Genomic DNA, 20,696 nt, shown 5'->3' with positions numbered 1-20,696 from the left:
GGCGTGGATGCAGGAAGCCCCACATGGGGCTTTTTGAGTTAATAACAAGCAGGCGAACCATGACACAGCAACGTATCCGCGAAATTCCATACAACTACACCTCGTTTTCCGATCGGGAAATCGTGCAGCGTTTTCTGGGCGAGGAGGGCTGGCAGGTGATCGAGCATCTGCGCGGCCAGCGCCGTACCGGTCGTTCCGCAAAAATGCTGTTCGAAGTGCTGGGCGACATGTGGGTGGTGACGCGCAATCCCTACCTGCAGGATGACTTGATCGAGAACGAAAAGCGCCGTGCGCAACTGATTCAGGCACTGCGTCATCGCCTCAAGCAGGTGGAAAAGCGCCTCAACGGCAACGAGGAAGCGGAGCGGCTGCTGCGCAAGATCGAGCGTGCCGTGGATGAGTTCGAGGCCTGGTTCCCCGAGCAGGCCGCGCTGCGGGAGAAGATTCTCAAGCGTCTGAAAAAGGTCACCCGTGCCGACAATGTGGACTTCTCCGGTCTGGCGCGCATCAGCCACGCCACCGATGCCACCGACTGGCGTGTGGAGCTGCCGCTGGTAGTGATTAGCCCGGATACGGAAGCGGAGGTGGCGCCCATCGTGCAGGCGTGCATCGAGCTGGGGCTGACCATCATTCCCCGTGGCGGCGGCACGGGCTACACCGGCTCTGCCGTGCCGCTGGTGCCCAATACCGCGGTGATCAATACCGAAAAACTGGAATATATCGGCCCGGTGGAAGAGATTCCGCTGCCGGGGCTGGAAGCGGTGACGGTGCACAGCGTGCACGTGGAAGCGGGCGTGGTGACGCGCCGCGTTTCCGAAGTGGCGGAAGCCCACGGGCGGGTGTTTGCGGTGGATCCCACCTCGCAGGACGCCTCTACCATCGGCGGCAATATTGCCATGAACGCCGGCGGCAAGAAGGCGGTGCTGTGGGGCACCACGCTGGACAACCTCATCAGCTGGAAAATGGTCATGCCCGACGGGCGCTGGCTGGAAGTGACCCGTCTGAACCACAACCAGGGCAAGCTGCACGATCAGGAAACCGTTCGCTTCTCGGTGCAGTGGTTCAAGACGGACGGCATGAGCAAGGATGGCGAGCCTACCATTCTGGAAATGCCGGGCAGCATGTTCCGCAAGCACGGGCTGGGCAAGGACGTCACCGACAAGTTCCTCGCTGGCCTGCCCGGGGCGCAGAAGGAGGGCTGTGACGGCATCATCACCTCGGCCCGCTTTATCCTCCACCGCATGCCGGCCTATACGCGCACCTTCTGTCTGGAGTTTTTTGGCCACGACCTGAGCCAGGCGGTGCCGGCCATCGTCGAGATCACCGACTTCATGGAGAAAAAACGCGCCGAAGGCGTGGTGCTCTCCGGTCTCGAGCATCTGGACGAGCGCTACATCAAGGCGGTGAAGTACAACACCAAGGCGGATCGCCGCGAGCTGCCCAAGATGATTCTGCTGGGCGACATCTCCGGCGACAACGGCTTCGAAGTGGCCAAGACGGCGGAAGAGATCGTTGAGATGGCGAAAAAGCGCAATGCCGAAGGTTTTATCGCCATTACCGAAGAGGCGCGCAGAAAGTTCTGGGCGGACCGTTCACGCACCGCTGCCATTTCCGCGCACACCAACGCCTTCAAGATCAACGAGGACGTGGTTATTCCGCTTGCGCGCCTGAATGAATACAACACCGGCGTCGAGAAGATCAATATCGAGTTGTCGCTGGACAACAAGCTGGGCTGCCTCGATGCCCAGTTGGACTACCTGCGCTCCGATGCGTCCGAGCTGCGTCAGCACGAACCGATCGAAACCACCGAGGGCGACGTGGAGGATCTGGTGCAGCACCGTGTGCAGCTGGCCATCGCGCATTTGGAAACCGTGCGATCCCGCTGGCAGCTGTATCGCGACAACTTCGACACCCCGGCTGCCAAACTGGCCGAACAGCTGCCGGAAAAGGCGCGGGCGAGAATCCGTGAGGGCGATACGCTCATGGATCTGCTGCTGCGCCGCGATCTGACCGCCCGCTTCCGCGAGGATGTGCTGCCGTTTGTGCACGACAACTTCCTCGGCTACGACTTTGAGCCGATCCTGAAGAGGCTGCGCGACATTCACGCCCAGTTCAAGAACGTGCGCCTGTTTGTGGCGCTGCACATGCACGCCGGAGACGGCAACGTGCACACCAATATCCCGGTGCACTCCGACAACTACGCCATGCTCAAGAAGGCAGACGAGGTGGTGGATCGCGTGATGGAGCTGGCGCTGTCGCTGGACGGGGCCATTTCCGGTGAGCACGGCATCGGCCTGACCAAGATCAAGTATCTGGAACCGGAGAAGGTCGAGAAGTTCGTCGAATACAAGAACCGGATCGACCCGAACCATGTGTTCAACCGTGGCAAACTGATGCCCGACTCCAGCCTGGAGATGGCCTATACGCCGTCGCTGACACTGGTGGAGCAGGAGGCGCTGATTCTTGAGGCCTCCGATCTGGATGCGCTCAACAACGAAATCCGTCACTGTTTGCGTTGCGGCAAGTGCAAGCCGGTGTGTCAGACGCACATACCCCGGGCGAACCTGCTCTATTCACCGCGCAACAAGATTCTCGGCACTGGCGCGGTGATTGAGGCGTTCCTGTACGAGGAGCAAACGCGCCGCGGTATCTCGCTGCACCATTTCGACGAGATGAACGACATCGCCGATCACTGCACCACCTGCCACAAATGTGCCACGCCGTGTCCGGTAGACATCGACTTTGGCGATGTGTCCATTCACATGCGCAACATCCTCACCCGCATGGGCAAGAAGCGCATGGGTCTGATGACCAAGGCGGCGCTGTTCTATCTGAACGCCAAGGATCCACGCACCGTCAAGCTGCTGCGCAAGACCCTTATCGGCTGGGGCGCCACGGCACAGCGGCTGGGCTACAACGTCTTCAAGGCGCTGGGGCTGATCAAGCCGGTGCAGGCCGAGCTGCCGGAGCGATCCGACAAGCCGCAGCCGGTGCAAAAGCAGGTGGTGCATCTGGTACGCAAGCCGCTCAATACCGGCCCTAACGAACCGCCCATGCGCGCCATGCTGGGGCTGGAAGATCCGCGCTATGTGCCCATCCTGCGCCGCCCGGACGTGAGCGAGGATGCGGAAGCGGTGTTCTACTTCCCGGGCTGCGGCTCCGAGCGGCTGTTCTCGCAGGTGAGTCTGGCCACACTCGCCATGCTGTATGACGCCGGCGTGCAGACCATTCTGCCGCCGGGCTACCTGTGCTGCGGCTACCCGCAAACGGCGGCGGGGCAGGAGCACAAGGGTGCGCAGATCACCACGGAAAACCGCGCACTGTTTCATCGCGTGGCCAATACGCTCAACTATCTGGACATCACCACCGTGATTGTCTCCTGCGGTACCTGCTACGATCAGCTGCTCAAGTATGAGTTCGAGCGCATCTTCCCGGGCTGCCGCATGCTGGACATTCACGAGTTCCTGCTGGAGCGCGGCTACAAGGTGGAGGATGTGCCGGGCGTGAAATACCTGTATCACGATCCGTGTCATACGCCCATCAAGACGCAGGACCCGCTCAAGGTGGCGCAGCAGCTCATGGCGGGCACCGAGGTGGAACTGACCGACCGCTGCTGTGCCGAAGCGGGCACCCTGGCTGTAAGCCGTCCAGACATCTCCAATCAGCTGCGCTTCCGCAAGGAGCAGGAACTGTTCAAGGGCATAGCCGATCTGACCGGCGAGGCCCACAAGGTGAAGCCGGATGAAGTGAAGGTGTTGACCGCCTGTCCGGCCTGTCAGCAGGGGCTGAATCGCTACGAGGATGCCACCGGCCTCAAGAGCGACTACATCGTGGTGGAGATGGCCCGCTTCCTGAAAGGGGAAGACTGGAAGGCGCAGTTCCTCGCCGAACTGAAAAATGGCGGGGCGGTGGAGAAGGTGCTGCTGTAAGCGCAGCGGTTTTTTTCGTCATCCATTAAAAAGCCGGGCAGTGCCCGGCTTTTTGTTTGCGTGAAAGTAAGGGCATCTTCGCAGAACCTCTGAATGCGCTCGCGTTGCAGGCGCGATGGCGCCAAAGGCAAGACGTACAACACAGAAGGTGCTGCCATCCCGCCGCAACCCGAAAGGAGAGGGCGATTCCGGCCCAATGCGGCGTTCCGCCTCACTTGCATGGAATGGATCATGCCACGTTCGGTGCGCCTTGCCTTGAACCGGAATCGCCACTGTTGCGACCCTTCATAGGCTTTGCGGAGGTGCCTAAGTTTACTTGGCCTTCTGGCTGGAAAAGTACTGGGCGATGGCCTTGATGTCTTCGTCCGTCAGTCCCTTGGCGAAGCGAGTCATCATGTCGTTGCGGCGGAAACCGTCGCGATAGGCCTTCAGCGCATTTTCCAGATACTGGGCATGCTGGCCGGCCAGTTTGGGGAAAATGGGCGAAACGGAGTTGCCGTCGGCGCCATGGCAGCCAACGCAGGCTTGAGCCTTGGCAGGCATGTCGGCAGCCTGGGCCGTGAAGGGCAGAGCTGTCAGCAGAGCAGGGAGTACGAGCTTTTTCATGGTGCAGTCCTCAAGGTAATGATCGTTGATCATTCTACCTTGAATGGCGGGCATAAAAAAACCGCCCGCAGGCGGTTTTGCATCGCAGTGGCGACCTGAATTACTTCAGGGTCGCGATGTAAGCAGCGATGTTGTCGATGTCTGCGTCAGACAGGCCTGCAGCCATGGGCGCCATCATGGAAGTCATGGGGCCAACTTGCTCGCCAGCCTTGTACTTGTGCAGCTTGGCAGCGGTGTCTTCAGCAGACTGGCCGGCCAGCTTGGGACCAACACCACCTTCACCGTTGGCGCCGTGGCAGCCAACACAGGCGTTGCCGTAAACCGCTTTACCAGCCGCTGCGTCGCCAGCAAAAGCGGACGCACCGAAGGAAACCAGACCAGCAGTAGCCAGAGCAATGATCATCTTTTTCATGGGATTTCTCCTTTGTTTTGAAACTGGAGGGCAGTTGCATGCCCGTTCAGTTTCTATTATCGGGATTTGTTGACGTTTCTCAACGCACAAGCCTGACAAGAGTCTTGAGATGGCCGGATGGACATCAATAGAGGCTATTATGCGAAAAACCCGCTGCAGGCGCAATGCCTGAGCGGGTTCAACATGCTGAAAAAACAGCTGGTGTCTATTTGTCACGCAGCTTGCGTGGCAGCACAAACGCCAGGGCAATCAGTGCACCGCCGAAGATCAGCGCAGTCAGCCAGCCCGGCAGGTGAATCAGCGCTGGCAGTTCGTGACCGCGCACCACGACACCCTCTGCCAGTACGGGCTTGGGCGTGCCGTCGATGACCAACTGGAACAGCGCCGTCTGCGCAAGCCATTCCCAGCTCAGCGCCAGCAGGAAGGTACCCACCAGACCACCCAGCACATAGAACACCGCGTCCTTGCGGCCTTCGCCCAGCGCGGCTACGCCGGTGCCGGGGCACAGCGCGCTGAGCGCGAAGCCCAGGCCGAAGATGAGCCCGCCCACGAACACGCCCCAGTAGGCCGCGCGCACGCTGAAGTGCACCGCACCAGGGAAAAGGGTGTTGATGGTGAACAGGGTGATCATGGTTGTACCGATGGAGAAAAGAATGACCTTCTCCAGCTTGAGGTCGGACAGGCGCAGCATGTCGATCAGACGTGTAGGGTTGGTGGCGCCGATACGGTGCAGCACAAACCCGAAGGCTCCGCCCAGAATGATGGCCAGCAGTAGTTTCATTGGTTGTTTCCTCCCCGTTTGCGGTAGAGCCAGATGGCGGTCGGAATGGCGGTAATGAATACGCCCGCGGCAAACAGCAGGCTGGACACCGCCGTTTGCGAGATGCCGCTGATCATGTGACCGGAGGTGCAGCCGCCCGCCAGGCGTGCACCATAGAGGGTGACGATACCGCCCACAAAGGCGAGGGCGTAGCGCAGCCACGGCTTGTGGCCAAAGTAGCGTTGGAAGCCTTCCGGCACCCTACGCTCTTCCTTTGAGGGTTTGGGCCCACCGGTCAGTACGGAGAGAAACGCACCGCCGATCATGGCCAGCACGAAAATCAGCCCGTAGTTGAGCGGATTTTCTGCCGCACGGGCATAGGCCGCATGAGACTTGTTGATATAGGCATTGGGACTGGTAAGCACTTCCTTGCCGTTGACTTCCTTTTTCTGCACGATCTCGGGATCGATGGTTTTCCAGATCATGGTATCGACCACGGCAAACTGGGTAGATACCCCCAGCGGCTTGACCAGCAAAAACGCGGCGATGGCCACGGCAACCATGGCCAATCCGCCTTTCAGCCAGTCCCATTCTCCTTTAGGATACATGGATACTCCTCCAGCTCTTGTTGAACGGTTCCTGTTGAATAAGGGTTTGTGAATATAACGGAACCATTATAAGGGACAGCTTAATATGCTTTATATCATTCGCTTCTGGTTGTTTGTCATCGTCATGACGATGATCACCTTTCTGGTGCTGAAGCTGTTCGGGCGCGAGCGGGCGCTGCTGAAAATATTTCTGTTCTGGATTGCCGCCACACTGCTGTCGGTGGCGTTGCTGTATGGGGTGTCGCTGCTGGTGTCGGAACGCGGCGTGGAATAGGAAAAGGGGCGGCTATCTACCCGTGCAGGCGTGTTGCTGTCTTTTGGAGGTTAAAACCCCTTTTACCCTACCCGCACCGGCCCTTTTTGTGCGCGCCAAAAAACGGCGCTGAAAAAAGTCGGGGACCCCCCTTACAAACCGAATTCTTCGCGCAGGCGTTGGAAGCTGTGATAGCGGCTGAAGGCGATGTCGCCCTCCGCAACCGCTGCCAGGACGGCACAGCCCGGTTCGTCGGTATGGGTGCAGTCGTTGAAGCGGCAACCCTGTGCGGCAGCGTGTATCTCGGGAAAGCAGGCTTCCAGTTCCTTCAGATTTTCCGGCTTCTGCGGGCTGAACAGGCGTACGCCGGGCGAGTCGATCAGATCACCGCCGTCCGGCAGATGATAAAGAACGCTGTTGGTGGTGGTGTGGGTGCCGAGACCGGTGGCGTGGGAGAGGGCGCCGATGCGGATATCCAGATCGGGAATCAGCGCCTTGATCAGCGATGACTTGCCCGCGCCGGAAGGCCCCACGAAGACACTGGTATGCCCCTGCAACGCCGCCTTCAGATCATCCAGTCCGCTGCCGTCCACGGCAGACACCGGGAAGATGGGCAGCTCCAGCTCGTCGTAGGTGAGCAATACCTCCGCCAGTTCTTCCCACTGGTCTTCGCTTTCGATCAGGTCGGTCTTGTTGACGATCAGCAGCGGCTCGAAGCCCAGTTGACAGCAGGCCACCAGATAGCGGTCGATCATGTCCGGGTGAATGCCGGGATCCAGCGGTGCCACGATACCGATGCGGTCGATATTGGCCGCGATCATTCGGTCCTGGCCGCGGAAGCCGGGGCGGGCCAGCAGGCTCTGGCGCGGCTCCAGCGCGATAACCACCCCCTCACCTTCCACGCCGGTCTTCTGCCACAGTACGCGGTCGCCCGCCACCAGCTTCCCCAGATTCTGGCGAATGGCGCAGTTGTAGGTTTCGCCATCCGGGCCCTCAACCAGTACGCGCTTGCCGAAGTTGGTGATCACCACCCCTTCGCTGGCCTGCGCCTTTTCCTCCGCAGTCAGGGCGGTGGCATCGCGGCGCTGCTCCACGCGGCGCTGCTGCTGGCGGTTAAGCTTGCGGCGGGTATGCTTGCCCATATCAGTCGGCCAGCAGCTGGTCGATCTTGGCGGCCACGATCAGGTCGTTGAGGGTAATCCCTTTGGCAGCGTGGGTGGTCAGGGTGATGGTGGCGCGGTTGTAGCCGAAGCAGATGTCCGGGTGGTGGTCTTCCTTATGGGCGATCCACGCCACCGCGTTGATGAACGCCAGCGTCTGGTGGTAGTTTTTGAACTCGAAGGTCTTGCTGATTTTCGTATAGTCCAGGCTCACCTCCCAGCCGGGCAGCTGCGACAAGTAGCTTTCGATGGTGGGGATGATCAGCGGCTTGGTGCCCTTGGGAATGTATTCACAGCGCTCTTCCAGCAGGATCTTGATGGGTTCGACGGTATCAGTCATGGTGTTGCTCCTTGTGGCGTTGCAGATGTTCGATGCGCACCGGTGCCGGTGGATGACTGTCGTGCCAGGCGGAATACCACTCGTCCTGTACCAGCGGCGCAGCATTGTCGCGATAGAGCTTGAGCAGGGCGCGGATCATGGCGTCGCTGCCCACCTGCTCGGCTGCAAAAGCGTCGGCCTCGAATTCGTGCTTGCGCGACAGCAGCGCCATCAGCGGCCCCAGCCAGAAGAAGAACACCGGCACCGCAGTGACGAACAGCACTAGCGCCGTGCCTGGTGAGGGGGGCTGAACGCCCAGGCCGGTGAAGAATTCGGGTTGCTGCATCAGCCAGTTGAGCAGCCAGAAACCGGCCAGACTGATCAGGGCGGACAGCAGCAGCCGCTTTTTGATGTGGCCGTGCCTGAAATGCCCCAGCTCGTGGGCGAGCACGGCCTCGATTTCTTCCGGCTCCAGCTTTTCCAGCAGGGTGTCGAAAAAGACGATGCGCTTGTTGCGGCCCATGCCGGCGAAGTAGGCGTTGCCGTGGCTTGAGCGGCGTGAGCCGTCCATCACAAACACGCCGTTGCTGGCAAAGCCGGTACGTGCCAGCAGGTTTTCGATGCGCTGGCGCAGGGTGTCATCTTCCAGGGGGGTGAACTTGTTGAACAGGGGGGCGATCCAGCGCGGCCAGGCCCACAGGATAAAGAGGTTGAAGCCCATCCACAGCGCCCAGGCCCACAGCCACCACTGCGCATCCAGCAGCTGTTGCATCAGCCACACCAGCGCCGCCACGATGGGGATGCCCAGTGCGGCACCCAGCAGCCAGCCCTTGATAAGGTCGATCACGAATTGCCTGGGTGTGGTGCGGTTGAAGCCGAATTCCGCCTCAATTTTAAAGGTGCGAATCAGCTGAAACGGCAGGTGCAGCAGGCTCAGCAGCCACAATGTGGTGAGCACAAAGCCTGTTTCCCGCCACAGCGGTGCCAGCCCGCTGTCCAGCCAGAGGCGATACAGCGCCTCGAAGCCGCCGCCCAGGGTCATCACATACAGGATGGCGGCATCGAAAAAGAGCTGCTGACGCGCCAGACGCAGTTTGGCCCGGGTGTAGTCCACCGCCTTCTGGTGATCCTCCAGCGTAATGCGATCCGCAAAGGGTTCCGGTACCGCCTTTCGGCTCAGGCCCACCTTGACCGACTGGCGTACGTTCAGGACCAGCTCGATGATGACATGCAGCGTCAGTGCGGCGATGAAGAGTTCTGAAATCCAGTTCATGGGGTTCGCTTCAGTAGAATAGGAGGGACATTTTAAAGGAAGGACGCTTCAATCATGCGCAACGATGACAATCTGATCTGGTTGGATCTGGAAATGACCGGACTGGACCCCGCTCGGGACCGCATTATCGAGATCGCCACGCTGGTGACCGACAGCGAACTGAACGTGCTGGCCGAAGGTCCGGTATTTGCCATTGCTACGCCGGATACGGTGCTGGAGGCGATGGATGACTGGAATCGGGAACATCATGGCAAATCGGGTCTGATCGACCGCATCCGCCGTGAAGGGGTGCCCATTGAGGAGGCTGAGGCACGCACGCTGGAATTTTTGCATCAGTATGTGCCCCCCGGAAAGTCGCCCATGTGCGGCAACTCCATCTGTCAGGATCGCCGTTTCATGGTCAATTACATGCCGAAGCTGGAAGCCTATTTCCACTATCGCAATCTGGATGTGAGCACGCTGAAGGAGCTGGCACGTCGCTGGGCGCCGCCGGTGTTTGAAGGCGCGCAGCAGCTGAAGCGGGATATCCATCTGGCGCTGGAAGACATTAAGGATTCCATCGAAGAGCTGCGCTACTACCGCAAGCACCTGTTTTTGCCGGAATTTCGTGGCGAAGGGTCATAAGGGTTCGTTATAATGATTCGTTCCCTTTTTATCTTTTTCTATTGTTAACGGAGGACCAAGTTGTGGAATTGACAGGTGCCCAGATCGTCATCAAGTTTCTTGAGGACGAAGGGGTCGAGCACATTTGGGGCTATCCGGGTGGCGCGGTTCTGCCGATCTACGACGCGCTGGATACCGACGCCAAGAACCTGCAACACTTTCTGGTACGCCACGAACAGGCGGCCGTGCACGCTGCAGACGGCTATGCCCGCTCGACCGGAAAACCGGGTGTGGCACTGGTCACCTCCGGTCCCGGCGCAACCAACGCCGTGACCGGTATCGCAACCGCCTACATGGACTCCATCCCGCTGGTCGTGCTGACAGGGCAGGTGCCCACCAGCATGATCGGTCTGGATGCGTTTCAGGAAGTGGACACGGTTGGCGTGACCCGTCCCATCGTCAAACACAACTTCTTGGTCAAGGATGTCAACGACCTGGCGATGACGCTCAAAAAAGCGTTCTACATCGCCACCACGGGCCGACCGGGTCCTGTGGTTGTGGACATTCCAAAGGATGTACAAACCGCCAAAAGCGACTATACCTATCCCCAGGAAGTCAAAATGCGTTCCTACCAGCCCGTGACCAAAGGCCATAGCGGCCAGATCAAGCGGGCGGTGGAGATGATGTTGTCTGCAGAGCGGCCCATCTTTTACGTGGGTGGCGGCGTGGTGCTGGACGATGCGTCCGAGCAGCTGGTGACGCTGGCGAAGAAGCTGGGTTATCCTGTGACCACCACGCTGATGGCGCTGGGCGCCTATCCGGCGGACGATCCGCAGTGGCTGGGCATGCTGGGCATGCACGGCACCTACGAGGCCAATCTGGCGATGCACCATGCCGACACGCTGATCGCCATTGGTGCCCGCTTTGACGACCGCGTGACCGGCAACATCGAGAAGTTCTGCCCAAATGCCAAAATCATCCATGTGGATATCGATCCGGCGTCCATCTCCAAGAACGTGCAGGTGGATATCCCCATCGTGGGGTCCGTACGCAGCGTACTGGAGGATATGAACCACGTGCTGGATCGGCAGTTGGAAAAGGGCGCGAAACCTGATCAGGAAAAGCTGGACGAATGGTGGGAACAGATCCGCGAATGGCAGCAGGTGGAGTGTCTCAAGTATTCCACCGCCGGCAGCAAGATCAAGCCGCAGGCGGCTGTGGAAGCGGTGTATCGCATCACCCAGGGCGATGCCTTCGTCACCTCTGACGTGGGTCAGCACCAGATGTATGCGGCGCAGTACTACCGCTTCAACAAGCCGCGTCGCTGGATCAATTCAGGTGGTCTCGGCACCATGGGCTTCGGTCTGCCGGCGGCCATGGGCGTACAGTTGGCGCATCCGGATGCCACCGTGGTGTGTATCACTGGAGAAGGTTCCATCCAGATGAACATTCAGGAGCTGTCCACCTGTCTGCAGTACGGCTGGCCCATCAAGATCGTCAACTTGAACAACGGCTTCCTTGGCATGGTGCGTCAGTGGCAGGAGCTGTTCTACGAGCGACGCTACTCCATGTCCTACATGGATTCTTTGCCGGATTTTGTCAAGCTGGCCGAGGCCTATGGCCACGTGGGTCTGCGCATCGAAAAGCCTGACGAACTGGAAGCCAAGCTGCAGGAAGCGTTTGCCCTGAAAGACCGTCTGGTGTTTATCGACATTCAGGTGGAAGCGCAGGAGAACGTCTATCCCATGATCCCGGCCGGTGCAGGTCAGGATGAAATGATTCTGGTGTAAGGCGAGGCGGCAACCATGAAACACATTATTTCGATTCTGATGGAAAACGAAGCCGGTGCCCTCTCGCGGGTGGCCGGGCTTTTCTCCGCACGTGGCTACAACATCCAGGCACTGACGGTTGCACCGACAGAAGACCCCACGCTGTCGCGCATGACCATTACCACGCGCGGCGACGATCGCCAGATCGAACAGATCATCAAGCAGCTCAACAAGCTGATCGACGTGGTCAAGGTGGTGGATCTGAGTGACAACAAGCACTATTCCGTGGAGGTGATGCTGGTCAAGCTGCGCGCGCTCGGCCCACAGCGGGAAGAGTTCAAGCGTCTGGCCGACATCTTTGATGCACGAATCGTGGATGTCACCCCCAGCACCTATACCTTACAATTGGTGGGGGATAGCGACAAGCTGGATCTGCTGCTGGAAAACGTGCATCCGGACTACATTCTGGAGACGGTGCGTTCCGGGGCGGTGGGCGTGCAGCACGGCGACAAGTTTTTACACGTTTAATCTCCATAAAGGAAATCAACCATGAGTGACAAGCAACTCAATATCTATTACGACAAGGACTGTGATCTGTCCATCATCCGCGGCATGAAAGTGGCCGTGATCGGCTTTGGTTCCCAGGGGCATGCCCATGCGCTGAACCTGTCCGACTCCGGTGTGGACGTGGTTGTGGGTCTGCGTGAAGGCTCTGGCTCATGGCGCAAGGCTGAAGCGGCTGGCCTGACGGTCAAGCCCGTTGGCAAAGCGGTTGCCGAAGCGGATCTGGTCATGATTTTGACGCCGGACGAGTTCCAGGCCGAGCTGTACCGCGTGGAAATCGAGCCGCACTTGAAGATCGGCGGCACGCTGGCGTTTGCGCACGGCTTTTCCATCCTCTACAACCAGATCGTGCCGCGCAAGGATCTGGACGTAATCATGATTGCGCCCAAGGCGCCCGGTCATACCGTCCGCTCCGAGTTCGTGAAAGGCGGTGGTATTCCTGATCTGATCGCCGTGCATCAGGATGCTTCCGGTAAGGCGAAGCAGGTAGCCCTGTCCTACGCGTCCGCCATCGGTGGCGGCCGTACCGGCATTATCGAAACCACTTTCAAGGACGAAACCGAAACCGACCTGTTCGGTGAGCAGGCCGTCCTCTGCGGTGGTGCAGTGGAGCTGGTAAAAGCCGGTTTCGAAACCCTGGTGGAAGCAGGCTATCCGGCTGAAATGGCCTACTTCGAATGTCTGCACGAACTGAAGCTGATCGTGGATCTGATGTACGAAGGCGGCATCGCCAACATGAACTACTCCATCTCCAACAACGCGGAGTATGGCGAGTATGTCACCGGCCCGCGCGTCATCAACGAAGAGTCCCGCAAGGCAATGCGCGAAGCCCTGAAGAACATTCAGGAAGGCAAGTACGCCAAGCAGTTCATCTTGGAAGGCCAGAGCGGCTATCCGGAGATGACCGCGATGCGTCGTATCAACGAAAACCACGAAATCGAGAAGGTGGGTGCCCGTCTGCGCAGCATGATGCCATGGATCACCGCCAACAAGATCGTGGACAAGGAAAAGAACTGATCGCTCGATCCCGTTTTTTGTTATGAAAAAGCCCGGCATTGCCGGGCTTTTTTGTTTTGGCGGAAAGCCGGTTTCACGGGCGCAGATAACTGAATCCCTGTTGCTGCAAGTGTCCAATCTCGGCTACACCACTGGGGACGATATCATCCTTGTGGGCATCGTAGAGCGTATCCAGCGGAATCTTTTTCTTGCGGATGGTGTTGGCGCAGATTTTGAAGGACACGCGCTGTAGCTTGAGGCTGTCAATTTTGCTGGCCAGTTGCTGGTCTTCATTAGCGGTTTGCAAAAGGGTAATACCCTTGCCGTGCATCACGACCTGGGCGGTCAGGTTTTTGGCACCGACGGCATTGATATGGTTCTGCAGGTTGCGCAGGGCGGCTTTTTGACGCGTTGTATTGTCGTAGTTCAGGTGATAAACCACTTTCTGGTGGCCATACTCCGTGGCCCGGGCCGGGGTGGTCAGGATAAGCAGGACCAGCAGAAGCGAGCTGATGAACGCAGGGATTCGCATGATGAAGTCTCCTCAATGACAGTGAAGCGGATCAGTCGGCATGACTGGCTGTATGAGGAAGACGTTTTAGAGCGGGGTTTTATTCCACCAATAGAGAAAATGGCGCGCCCACCAGGACTCGAACCTGGAGCCGGGGCTTAGGAGGCCCCTGTTTTATCCCGTTAAACTATGGGCGCGGTGTGGCGCAGCATTATAGGAAATTCAGGCAAAGAAGTCAGGTTCGACGCTGAGCTGCCCCTTGCGTGCCAGCTTCTTGCCCAGCTCCAAAATGCGTTCCACCGAGAGCTTGGCCGTTTCATCGTCCAGTTTCTGCACGGAGTAGAGGTCGTTCTTGACCTGATTGGCGATCATGACGCTGAGCAGGTTGAGTACGCGTCGGGCGAGCGCTTCGTCGTGGGTGAGCAGCAGCAGATTGAGAATATCGTGTTCCTTGGCATGCTCCAGCAGTGTTTGCAGATCTTCGTCAGAGAGCAGTTTGAGGCGCTCTGCACGGGAGGTGTAGTAGCGCAGCGGTTTGCCCAGGGTCTTGAGGCTGTCGCGCTTTATCAGCCACCATGTCTGGAATTTGACCGGGTCCAGCTGCTTGCGCAGCAGCTCAACCGCTTCGATGTACTGGGGAATGTAATAGTAGTGCCCCTTCTGCAGCGCCTTGATCAGGGGCTTGTAGCGCTTGGGCAGAAAGTCTTGAAAGTAAAGCAGCAGGCCGTCGGTGCCTTCGATCTCGGCAATGCGGCCTTCCACCACCTTACGCGCCTGCAGCTTGAGACTGCGCTCGTAGCGGTCAAGCCACTTGCCAATCAGCAGAACCAGAATGGCCGCGACGGTAAAGCTGATCAGTACATGAGTGAAATAACTGCCGAGCCAGGTAAGCAGAAACAGCAGCAGTGCACCAATGGGCATGGCCAGCACACGGGCCCATTTCCACGGGCCCAGCAGTTCGGAAGCCACCAGCTCCACGTCCAGTTGGGTTAAATCGATGGCGTTAAGGCGGTCGAGCAGTTCCTGCGCCGTGGGCAGGTTGTCGTCAAAGGCATCGCTGCGCGGTTCCGAGGCGGGGAGCTGTTCGGCGTTTTGATCCACTCAGGCTTTTCCGGGTTGAAGGGTCTGCGGACATTGTAGAGTGTGGCGTGTGCCATCTTCAAGCCGCCAGGCGCTCAGCTGGCCACCCCAGAGGCAGCCGGTATCCAGCGCGTGCACGTTGTAGCCGTCAAAGGCTCCCAGCGTGGACCAGTGGCCGAAAAAGATGGCGATGTCCTTGTTGCGCCGGTTGGGATGCACGAACCATGGCTGATAGCCAGGCGGCTGTGAGCCGGGCTTGCCCTTTGCTTTGAATTCCAGACAGCCGTCGGCATCGCAGTAGCGCATGCGGCAGAAGGCATTGACGATATAGCGCAGGCGGTCCCAGCCCTGCAGCGCATCGCTCCAGCAGGTCGGCTCGCTCCCGAAAAGGTGTTCGCGCACAAACACCCGCCAGTCTGAGCTGCGCAGGACGTCGTGCACTTCGTCGGCGTGGGCGGCGGCTTCGCTGTGATTCCACTGTGGCGGAATGCCGGCGTGCACCATGACGGCAGGATAGACAGGATGTCGAACCAGCAGCGGTTGCTGGCGCAACCAGTCGATGAGGGCATCGCGATCCGGCGCCTCCAGGATCGGCTGCAGCGTGTCCTTGCGCGAGCGGAAGCGTTCCAGTCCGGCAGCCTGGGCCAGCAGATGGAAGTCGTGATTGCCCAGCACCATGCGTCCGCGGCCGGCTTCAACCACCTTTTTGACAAAACGCAGACACTCCAGCGATTGCGGACCGCGGTTGACGATGTCACCCACGAACCAGAGCTCGTCGGTGGCGATGTTGTAGTTCAGCTGCTGCAGCAACTGCAGCAGGGGATCGAAACAGCCCTGAAGGTCACCGATGATATAGGTTGCCATCAATCGTGCACCCGCTTGTGATGCAGATGATTGGCAAGACGGACAAAATCGGCCACGGGCAGCGCTTCAGCGCGCAGACCGGGATCGATGCCCAGCGCCTCAAAGTCGGTGTCGTCCAGCCAGCCCTTGAGCGTATTGCGCAGTGTCTTGCGTCGCTGCGAGAAGGCCTGCTTCACCAGGTCGGACAGCAGGGTATCATCTTTTGCCTGAACGGGAAAGGGGCGTGGTGTGAGGCGCACGATGGCCGAATCCACCTTCGGCGGCGGGTTGAAGTTGCCCGGCCCGACGGTAAACAGGTATTGCGCCTCGCAATAATACTGGATCATGACGCTGAGCCGCCCATAGGTCTTGCTGCCCGGCTGGGCGACGATGCGATCCACCACTTCCTTCTGCAACATGAAGTGCATGTCGCGAATGTGGTCGCGGTAGTCGAGCAGGTGGAACAGCAGTGGGCTGGAGATGTTATAGGGCAGATTACCCACAACACGCAGCGGCTTGGGGTCCAGCGTGCTGTAGTCGAAGGTGAGCGCATCGGCCGCGTGCAGGGTGACGTTGTCATGGGGCGCAAACAGCGCTTCGAGGCGCGGGATCAGGTCGCGGTCGATTTCAATGACGTCCACGCGGGCGCCACTGCGTGCCAGCGGCAGGGTGATGGCGGCTTCCCCGGGGCCGATCTCCACCAGATGATCCGTTGGCTGCGGACGGATGGCCTTGACGATGCGCTCGATGACGCGCGGGTTGTGCAGAAAGTTCTGACCAAAGCGCTTCTTGTGCTTGTGCCTACTCATGCTGTATGCGCCACCATGCGCTGGGCGGTTTCAATGGCCGTGTGAAAACTGCCGGCGTCGGCTTTGCCGCTGCCGGCCAGATCCAGCGCCGTGCCGTGATCCACCGAGGTGCGCACGAACGGCAGGCCGAGGGTGATGTTGACCGCGCGTCCGAAGCCCTTGTATTTCAGTACCGGCAGGCCCTGATCGTGATACATGGCCAGCACGGCATCGGCATGGTTGAGGTGATGGGGTGTAAACAGCGTATCGGCCGGCAACGGTCCGGTCAGGAGCATGCCCTCTTTACGCAGCGCTTCCAGCACCGGCTCGATCACGTCAATCTCTTCGCGGCCCATATGGCCGCCTTCGCCCGCGTGGGGGTTGAGACCGGCCACAAGAATGTGCGGCTCACGGATGCCGAACTGCCGTTGCAGGCTGGCGTGGGTAATGCGCAATACCGTTTCCAGTCGCTCGGGCGTGATGGCATCGGCCACGTCCCGCAGGGGGAGGTGTGTGGTGGTCAGCGCCACGCGCAGTCCTTCGGTGGCCAGCATCATCACCACCCGTTCCACCCCGGCCAGGGCCTGAAAGAATTCGGTATGGCCGCTGAAGGGCACGCCGGCACCGTTGATGACGCCCTTGTGAACCGGACCCGTCACGACCGCAGCAAATTCACCCTTGAGGCAGCCGCTGCCGGCGCGTTCGAGCATGGCAAGTACATGGGGTGCATTCGCCGGATCGAGTTGTCCAGGCTGAACGGGGACGTCTGTCGGAATGTGCAACAGGGTGAGTTCTCCGGCAGCGCTGGGCGCAGGCGGCTGGTCGGGATTGTACTCTCGCAGGGTCAGCGGCAGGCCGAGCAGGGCGGCCCGCTGCTGCAGCACCTCGGCATCCCCCAGCACCACCAGTTCATCGTGCCAGGGGTGCTGTGCCAGCTGAACGACCAGATCGGGGCCGATGCCCGCCGGTTCGCCGCTGGTTATGGCCAGTCTTCGGCTCATGGCTTCAGCGTGGCCGGATCGTTCAGATAGATCTCCACGTGGGCTTCGTCGCGCAGGCGGCGCAGCCACAGGTCGAACAGCTCGTTGGCCTTGCGCAGGCGCAGCGCATGGAGCGCCTGCTGCTGGGCGACCGGGTTGAGTGCCTCGTCGCGCTTGTCCACCAATTGCAGGATATGGAAGCCGCCGGCGGTACGAATGACCGGGCTGAGCTGACCGGGCTTGAGGGTCTTGACTGCTTCGAGGAAGCTGTCGGGCAGCTCGCTGGCCTTGAGCCAGCCCAGTTCACCACCCTGCAGCGCTTCGGCACCGGCAGAGTGTTCCACCGCCATGCGTCCGAAGTCGGCTCCGACGGCGATCTTGTCGCGCAGTGCCTTGGCCTGTTTCTCGGCGGCAGCCACCTGTTCACGGGTGGGCGTGTTGGGCAGCGGAATGAGAATGTGGCGCAGGTGGTAGCTGACTGTGCTGCCCTGGTTGGCTTGTTTGAGGAACTGCTGCAGCTCTTCACGGGTGACGCTGACCTGATTGACCACTTCCAGCTGGCGTAGTTTCTGGATCATCAGCTGTTCCTTGATCTGTTTGCGCAATGTGTCGAAATGGCCCGGCGCCTGCTGATCGAGGGCGGTAATGAACTGCTCCAGCGTCAAGCCATTGGCAACAGCCAGTTGCTGCAGCTGTGCGTTGATTTCCTCGTCGGTGACCTGAATGCCGCGGCGCTGTGCCCGTTGCAGTTGCACCTGCTGCAGAATGAGCTGTTCGAGCACTTTTTCGCGCAGCTCATTCAGCGGTGGCGGTGTGATGCTCTGCTGACGCAGGCGGTTGAGGGCTTCGAAGGTGGCCTGATCCAGCTCGCTCTGCAGGATGGGGTGGTCTTCCACCACGGCAACGATGCGGTCGAGCAGCTGGGCGGAGAAGGCAGGCGCGGCCAGCAGCAGCGCGAGAACAAACAGCAGGGTTTTCTTCATGGATCCATCCTGATTGTGGCGCGCAGGCATGGTGCTCAGAACGCGCCGATTTTTTCATTCAGCAGCTGCGACATCGGTGTGCCCAGCGTGCTGATGCCCTTGAGTACAAAGACAAACTGGAAGCCGTAATTATAGCGCCCGTCCGCCAGCTTTGTTTCCTCCAGACGCAGCTCGGTGCGCCAGCAACAGTTGTCGTAGCCGAGGGCGTAATTGGTTTCGCTGCGCAGGTCGCGCTTGAGGTCGTAATTGACGTAGGCGCCCAGCTGCCAGCGGCCGTGGGGCTGCCAGAAGAAGCCGCTGGCAAGGGTCTGTTCTTCGTTGCTCTGCAGGTTGTTGGCCAACTGGTGATTGAGCAGAAAGGTGAAGCGATCCTGCCGCCAGGCGAGCCGGTTGGTGAGGTTGCGCACACTGCTGTCGGCCGGGTTGATCTCGGCAACGTTGTCACTGAACAGCGGCCCACTGTGGGCACGCAGCTGGGCAAAAATATGGCTGTAGCGGCTGTCATCCTTCCGATTGGCGCCCAGGGTAACGTAGCGGGGCGTGAGATAAAACGCCTGACCGATGGCTGCGCTGAGGCGCTCTTTGCCGCGAGTGTCCAGCAGGCGGGTGGTCAGCGCCGCCGAAAGCCGCAGCGTGTCGCCCACGCGGTCGCCGCCGCTGAAACGGTTGAGGGCGAACAGATTGTCGAAGCTGAGGCTGCGCGTGCCAGTGTCAAACAGCGGCTGGGTCTCCTGGTCCACGTAGGGCGTCCATGTCAGCTGCAGTTTGGGTTCCAGCGTCTGCGTCCAGGGTTTGCCGAACAGGTGGATGTCCCGCTCGAAAATCAGGCGGCCGTCCACACTCACCGTGGGTACGGCGCTGTCCAGCCGTTTTTGTGGTGCGTGGCTGATGAGCTCGTAGCTCACTGCATTCATCTGCAACGTTGCGCCCCAGTCGCCCCAGAGACGGTTCCAGCGGGCCCAGAGTGTGGGCTTCAGGCGCAGCCGCTGGCCTTCGGGCTTGGTGTGTCCGGCGACCGGGATTTCGAACCAGCTGTTTTCCGCGTACAGCTGCGTCCGCCAGGTGCGGCTCAGCGCCTTCTGCCAGGTGATGCCCAGCTGCGGGCGGGTTTCATAGTTATAGCCGGCGTTACGCAGGCGTACATAGTCGCGGTGGCGAATAAAGGCGCTGACGTTGTCCTGCCGCCAGTCCAGCTGCAGGGTGCGCGGGAGGGTGCTGGCGGTCCTGTAGGCGCTTTCCAGCGGAATGTCGGCATAGAAGTCCGGGTCGGAGATCTCGTGCCAGTCCACCTGACCGCGCAGATGGTCGGTGAGGCGAAACTGGCTGATCCACTTGAGCCGCCAGCGCGTATCCAGCGTTTTGCCGGTGTGGTGCTGCCCCTGTGCGTCGGTCCAGGTAATCCCTTGGCTGGAAGCGATTTCATCCTGAATGCCGGATAAGGTCAGCATGCCGTGCTGGCGCGGGGTCAGATAGCGGAATTCGTTGTCCAGCAGTGTGCCGCGGTCCTGCATCTGCAGCACGGTGAGGGTGTCGTCGTAATTGGGGGCCAGTGCGAAGTAGTAGGGGATTCCGACAATCCAGCTGCTGCTGGTGCGATTGGGGGACTGATAGCTTTCAAAAACAGGCATAAGAAAGCCCGAGGCGCGGTCATTGAGCGGATAACTGATGTAGGGGCTGTAAAACAGCGGCACGCCATAAAAGTCGAACCAGGCATGGGTTCCGTAGGCACGCTGCGCCTTCTGGTCGATTTTCAGGTCGCTGAAACGAAAAAACCAGTCGTCCGTGCCAAGGGGACAGGTGGTCAGTTGTGCACGTTTCAGATTGCTCGTCTGCGCCTTGTGGCGGTGTTCGAAGCGTGCGGCACTGCCCCGCGCGTTGCGGTCTCGCAGCTGAAAGATGACGGCATTGGTGGCAACGCGCTGCTGCTGGCGCCACCAGGTGAGCAGATCGGTTTTCAGCATTACCTGATCCGTCTGCGCTCTGACCGAATTCCGTGCCGTGATCACGTCGTTTTGGCGATCCCACCTGAGCTGCCCTGCCTGCAGATACAGACGCGGGCGCAACAGTTCCACGTCACCGGTGAGCGTGACCTGCGTGCGGGTGGCGTTGAGGTTGACGCCCCATACGTGCGTCGGGCCGCTGCTCGGCAGCGAGCGCGGCGGCAGTAGCCATGGGCGCGCGCAGCTGGCCGCTGCGGCGCTTGAAAGCAAAAAGAGGCTGAAAAACAGAGCGAGTCGATTCAAAATAGGCGCCACGTGA

Annotated in this window: 20 protein-coding genes and 1 tRNA gene; 6 read left to right on the top strand and 15 right to left on the bottom strand. The window is 59.9% G+C overall.

Going from position 1 to position 20,696, the window contains the following annotated elements:
* The first annotated feature begins 59 nt into the window (after positions 1 to 59).
* Entirely contained in the window at positions 60 to 3,929 is a 3,870-nt protein-coding gene (locus BUQ81_RS06065) for a DUF3683 domain-containing protein (RefSeq protein WP_074201507.1), read from the top strand.
* Between the two features lie 312 nt (positions 3,930 to 4,241).
* Here the strand turns inward: BUQ81_RS06065 and BUQ81_RS06060 are convergent, their stop codons facing one another.
* The 4 genes from BUQ81_RS06060 to BUQ81_RS06045 form a co-directional block, all read right to left on the bottom strand.
* A complete protein-coding gene (locus BUQ81_RS06060) occupies positions 4,242 to 4,535 on the bottom strand; it encodes a c-type cytochrome (protein ID WP_074201813.1) in 294 nt (97 codons plus the stop codon).
* Positions 4,536 to 4,635: 100 nt separating this feature from the next.
* Positions 4,636 to 4,947: a c-type cytochrome gene (locus BUQ81_RS06055; RefSeq protein WP_074201506.1), complete on the bottom strand. Its 312-nt coding sequence runs from the start codon at positions 4,945 to 4,947 to the stop codon at positions 4,636 to 4,638.
* A 205-nt stretch (positions 4,948 to 5,152) separates the two neighbouring features.
* Positions 5,153 to 5,728, bottom strand: coding sequence for a YeeE/YedE thiosulfate transporter family protein (locus tag BUQ81_RS06050; RefSeq protein WP_074201505.1), 576 nt, complete (start codon positions 5,726 to 5,728; stop codon positions 5,153 to 5,155).
* The gene (locus BUQ81_RS06045; RefSeq protein ID WP_074201504.1) at positions 5,725 to 6,315 is read right to left on the bottom strand and encodes a YeeE/YedE thiosulfate transporter family protein; all 591 of its coding nucleotides are present in this window, start codon (positions 6,313 to 6,315) and stop codon (positions 5,725 to 5,727) included. The genes BUQ81_RS06050 and BUQ81_RS06045 overlap by 4 nt, the downstream gene beginning before the upstream one ends.
* Positions 6,316 to 6,400: 85 nt before the next feature.
* On the opposite strand from BUQ81_RS06045, the gene BUQ81_RS06040 reads away from it, so the two are divergent.
* The gene (locus tag BUQ81_RS06040; RefSeq protein ID WP_074201503.1) at positions 6,401 to 6,589 is read left to right on the top strand and encodes a hypothetical protein; all 189 of its coding nucleotides are present in this window, start codon (positions 6,401 to 6,403) and stop codon (positions 6,587 to 6,589) included.
* A 131-nt stretch (positions 6,590 to 6,720) separates the two neighbouring features.
* Here BUQ81_RS06040 and rsgA read toward each other — a convergent pair whose 3' ends face one another.
* Genes rsgA through BUQ81_RS06025 form a run of 3 tightly spaced genes read right to left on the bottom strand, consistent with a single transcriptional unit; the run spans position 6,721 to position 9,320 of the window.
* Positions 6,721 to 7,710, bottom strand: a complete 990-nt coding sequence (gene rsgA, locus BUQ81_RS06035; protein ID WP_074201502.1) for a ribosome small subunit-dependent GTPase A — start codon at positions 7,708 to 7,710, stop codon at positions 6,721 to 6,723.
* Between the two features lies 1 nt (position 7,711).
* Positions 7,712 to 8,068 carry a 4a-hydroxytetrahydrobiopterin dehydratase gene (locus tag BUQ81_RS06030; RefSeq protein ID WP_074201501.1) on the bottom strand — a complete coding sequence of 119 codons (357 nt, stop codon included), beginning with the start codon at positions 8,066 to 8,068 and terminating at the stop codon, positions 7,712 to 7,714.
* On the bottom strand, positions 8,061 to 9,320 hold the full coding sequence (locus tag BUQ81_RS06025) for a M48 family metallopeptidase (protein ID WP_074201500.1): 1,260 nt from the start codon (positions 9,318 to 9,320) through the stop codon (positions 8,061 to 8,063). Before BUQ81_RS06025 ends, BUQ81_RS06030 begins: the two co-directional genes overlap by 8 nt.
* Before the next feature lie 54 nt (positions 9,321 to 9,374).
* On the opposite strand from BUQ81_RS06025, the gene orn reads away from it, so the two are divergent.
* The 4 genes from orn to ilvC all read left to right on the top strand — a co-directional run bounded on the left by orn (position 9,375) and on the right by ilvC (position 13,273).
* Positions 9,375 to 9,944 (top strand): oligoribonuclease, encoded by a 570-nt coding sequence (gene orn, locus BUQ81_RS06020; protein ID WP_074201499.1) that lies wholly within the window; start codon positions 9,375 to 9,377, stop codon positions 9,942 to 9,944.
* A 62-nt stretch (positions 9,945 to 10,006) separates the two neighbouring features.
* A complete protein-coding gene (locus BUQ81_RS06015) occupies positions 10,007 to 11,713 on the top strand; it encodes an acetolactate synthase 3 large subunit (RefSeq protein WP_074201498.1) in 1,707 nt (568 codons plus the stop codon).
* A gap of 15 nt (positions 11,714 to 11,728) precedes the next feature.
* The gene (ilvN, locus tag BUQ81_RS06010) at positions 11,729 to 12,220 is read left to right on the top strand and encodes an acetolactate synthase small subunit (RefSeq protein WP_074201497.1); all 492 of its coding nucleotides are present in this window, start codon (positions 11,729 to 11,731) and stop codon (positions 12,218 to 12,220) included.
* Positions 12,221 to 12,241: 21 nt separating this feature from the next.
* Positions 12,242 to 13,273, top strand: coding sequence for a ketol-acid reductoisomerase (gene ilvC / locus BUQ81_RS06005; RefSeq protein ID WP_074201496.1), 1,032 nt, complete (start codon positions 12,242 to 12,244; stop codon positions 13,271 to 13,273).
* A gap of 73 nt (positions 13,274 to 13,346) precedes the next feature.
* On the opposite strand, the gene BUQ81_RS06000 is transcribed toward ilvC, so the two are convergent.
* The 8 genes from BUQ81_RS06000 to BUQ81_RS05965 all read right to left on the bottom strand — a co-directional run bounded on the left by BUQ81_RS06000 (position 13,347) and on the right by BUQ81_RS05965 (position 20,680).
* Complete coding sequence (locus BUQ81_RS06000; RefSeq protein ID WP_074201495.1) at positions 13,347 to 13,784, bottom strand: DsrE family protein; 438 nt, start codon at positions 13,782 to 13,784, stop codon at positions 13,347 to 13,349.
* Positions 13,785 to 13,884: 100 nt separating this feature from the next.
* Positions 13,885 to 13,960, bottom strand: a tRNA-Arg gene (locus BUQ81_RS05995).
* Positions 13,961 to 13,985: 25 nt separating this feature from the next.
* Entirely contained in the window at positions 13,986 to 14,864 is an 879-nt protein-coding gene (locus tag BUQ81_RS05990; RefSeq protein ID WP_074201494.1) for a FliG C-terminal domain-containing protein, read from the bottom strand.
* Positions 14,865 to 15,707: a symmetrical bis(5'-nucleosyl)-tetraphosphatase gene (locus tag BUQ81_RS05985; RefSeq protein WP_074201493.1), complete on the bottom strand. Its 843-nt coding sequence runs from the start codon at positions 15,705 to 15,707 to the stop codon at positions 14,865 to 14,867.
* Positions 15,707 to 16,495 carry a 16S rRNA (adenine(1518)-N(6)/adenine(1519)-N(6))-dimethyltransferase RsmA gene (gene rsmA, locus BUQ81_RS05980; RefSeq protein ID WP_074201492.1) on the bottom strand — a complete coding sequence of 263 codons (789 nt, stop codon included), beginning with the start codon at positions 16,493 to 16,495 and terminating at the stop codon, positions 15,707 to 15,709. The genes BUQ81_RS05985 and rsmA overlap by 1 nt, the downstream gene beginning before the upstream one ends.
* Entirely contained in the window at positions 16,492 to 17,475 is a 984-nt protein-coding gene (pdxA, locus tag BUQ81_RS05975) for a 4-hydroxythreonine-4-phosphate dehydrogenase PdxA (RefSeq protein WP_074201491.1), read from the bottom strand. Before pdxA ends, rsmA begins: the two co-directional genes overlap by 4 nt.
* Positions 17,472 to 18,467: a peptidylprolyl isomerase gene (locus tag BUQ81_RS05970; RefSeq protein WP_074201490.1), complete on the bottom strand. Its 996-nt coding sequence runs from the start codon at positions 18,465 to 18,467 to the stop codon at positions 17,472 to 17,474. The genes pdxA and BUQ81_RS05970 overlap by 4 nt, the downstream gene beginning before the upstream one ends.
* A gap of 5 nt (positions 18,468 to 18,472) precedes the next feature.
* Entirely contained in the window at positions 18,473 to 20,680 is a 2,208-nt protein-coding gene (locus BUQ81_RS05965) for an LPS-assembly protein LptD (protein WP_074201489.1), read from the bottom strand.
* Between the last annotated feature and the right edge of the window lie 16 nt (positions 20,681 to 20,696).

It is taken from the genome of Sulfurivirga caldicuralii, from assembly GCF_900141795.1.
GTDB lineage: Bacteria > Pseudomonadota > Gammaproteobacteria > Thiomicrospirales > Thiomicrospiraceae > Sulfurivirga > Sulfurivirga caldicuralii.
The sequence above is the reverse complement of the archived record's forward strand: the minus strand, read 5'-3'. Positions and strand labels throughout refer to the sequence as shown.

What these genes read in the sequence shown, in the direction of transcription:
- BUQ81_RS06065 (WP_074201507.1), top strand. Translation starts at nt 60, where the DNA reads ATGACACAGCAACGTATCCGCGAAATTCCATACAACTACACCTCGTTT.
- BUQ81_RS06060 (WP_074201813.1), bottom strand. Translation starts at nt 4,535, where the DNA reads ATGAAAAAGCTCGTACTCCCTGCTCTGCTGACAGCTCTGCCCTTCACG.
- BUQ81_RS06055 (WP_074201506.1), bottom strand. Translation starts at nt 4,947, where the DNA reads ATGAAAAAGATGATCATTGCTCTGGCTACTGCTGGTCTGGTTTCCTTC.
- BUQ81_RS06050 (WP_074201505.1), bottom strand. Translation starts at nt 5,728, where the DNA reads ATGAAACTACTGCTGGCCATCATTCTGGGCGGAGCCTTCGGGTTTGTG.
- BUQ81_RS06045 (WP_074201504.1), bottom strand. Translation starts at nt 6,315, where the DNA reads ATGTATCCTAAAGGAGAATGGGACTGGCTGAAAGGCGGATTGGCCATG.
- BUQ81_RS06040 (WP_074201503.1), top strand. Translation starts at nt 6,401, where the DNA reads ATGCTTTATATCATTCGCTTCTGGTTGTTTGTCATCGTCATGACGATG.
- rsgA (WP_074201502.1), bottom strand. Translation starts at nt 7,710, where the DNA reads ATGGGCAAGCATACCCGCCGCAAGCTTAACCGCCAGCAGCAGCGCCGC.
- BUQ81_RS06030 (WP_074201501.1), bottom strand. Translation starts at nt 8,068, where the DNA reads ATGACTGATACCGTCGAACCCATCAAGATCCTGCTGGAAGAGCGCTGT.
- BUQ81_RS06025 (WP_074201500.1), bottom strand. Translation starts at nt 9,320, where the DNA reads ATGAACTGGATTTCAGAACTCTTCATCGCCGCACTGACGCTGCATGTC.
- orn (WP_074201499.1), top strand. Translation starts at nt 9,375, where the DNA reads ATGCGCAACGATGACAATCTGATCTGGTTGGATCTGGAAATGACCGGA.
- ilvN (WP_074201497.1), top strand. Translation starts at nt 11,729, where the DNA reads ATGAAACACATTATTTCGATTCTGATGGAAAACGAAGCCGGTGCCCTC.
- ilvC (WP_074201496.1), top strand. Translation starts at nt 12,242, where the DNA reads ATGAGTGACAAGCAACTCAATATCTATTACGACAAGGACTGTGATCTG.
- BUQ81_RS06000 (WP_074201495.1), bottom strand. Translation starts at nt 13,784, where the DNA reads ATGCGAATCCCTGCGTTCATCAGCTCGCTTCTGCTGGTCCTGCTTATC.
- BUQ81_RS05985 (WP_074201493.1), bottom strand. Translation starts at nt 15,707, where the DNA reads ATGGCAACCTATATCATCGGTGACCTTCAGGGCTGTTTCGATCCCCTG.
- rsmA (WP_074201492.1), bottom strand. Translation starts at nt 16,495, where the DNA reads ATGAGTAGGCACAAGCACAAGAAGCGCTTTGGTCAGAACTTTCTGCAC.
- pdxA (WP_074201491.1), bottom strand. Translation starts at nt 17,475, where the DNA reads ATGAGCCGAAGACTGGCCATAACCAGCGGCGAACCGGCGGGCATCGGC.
- BUQ81_RS05970 (WP_074201490.1), bottom strand. Translation starts at nt 18,467, where the DNA reads ATGCCTGCGCGCCACAATCAGGATGGATCCATGAAGAAAACCCTGCTG.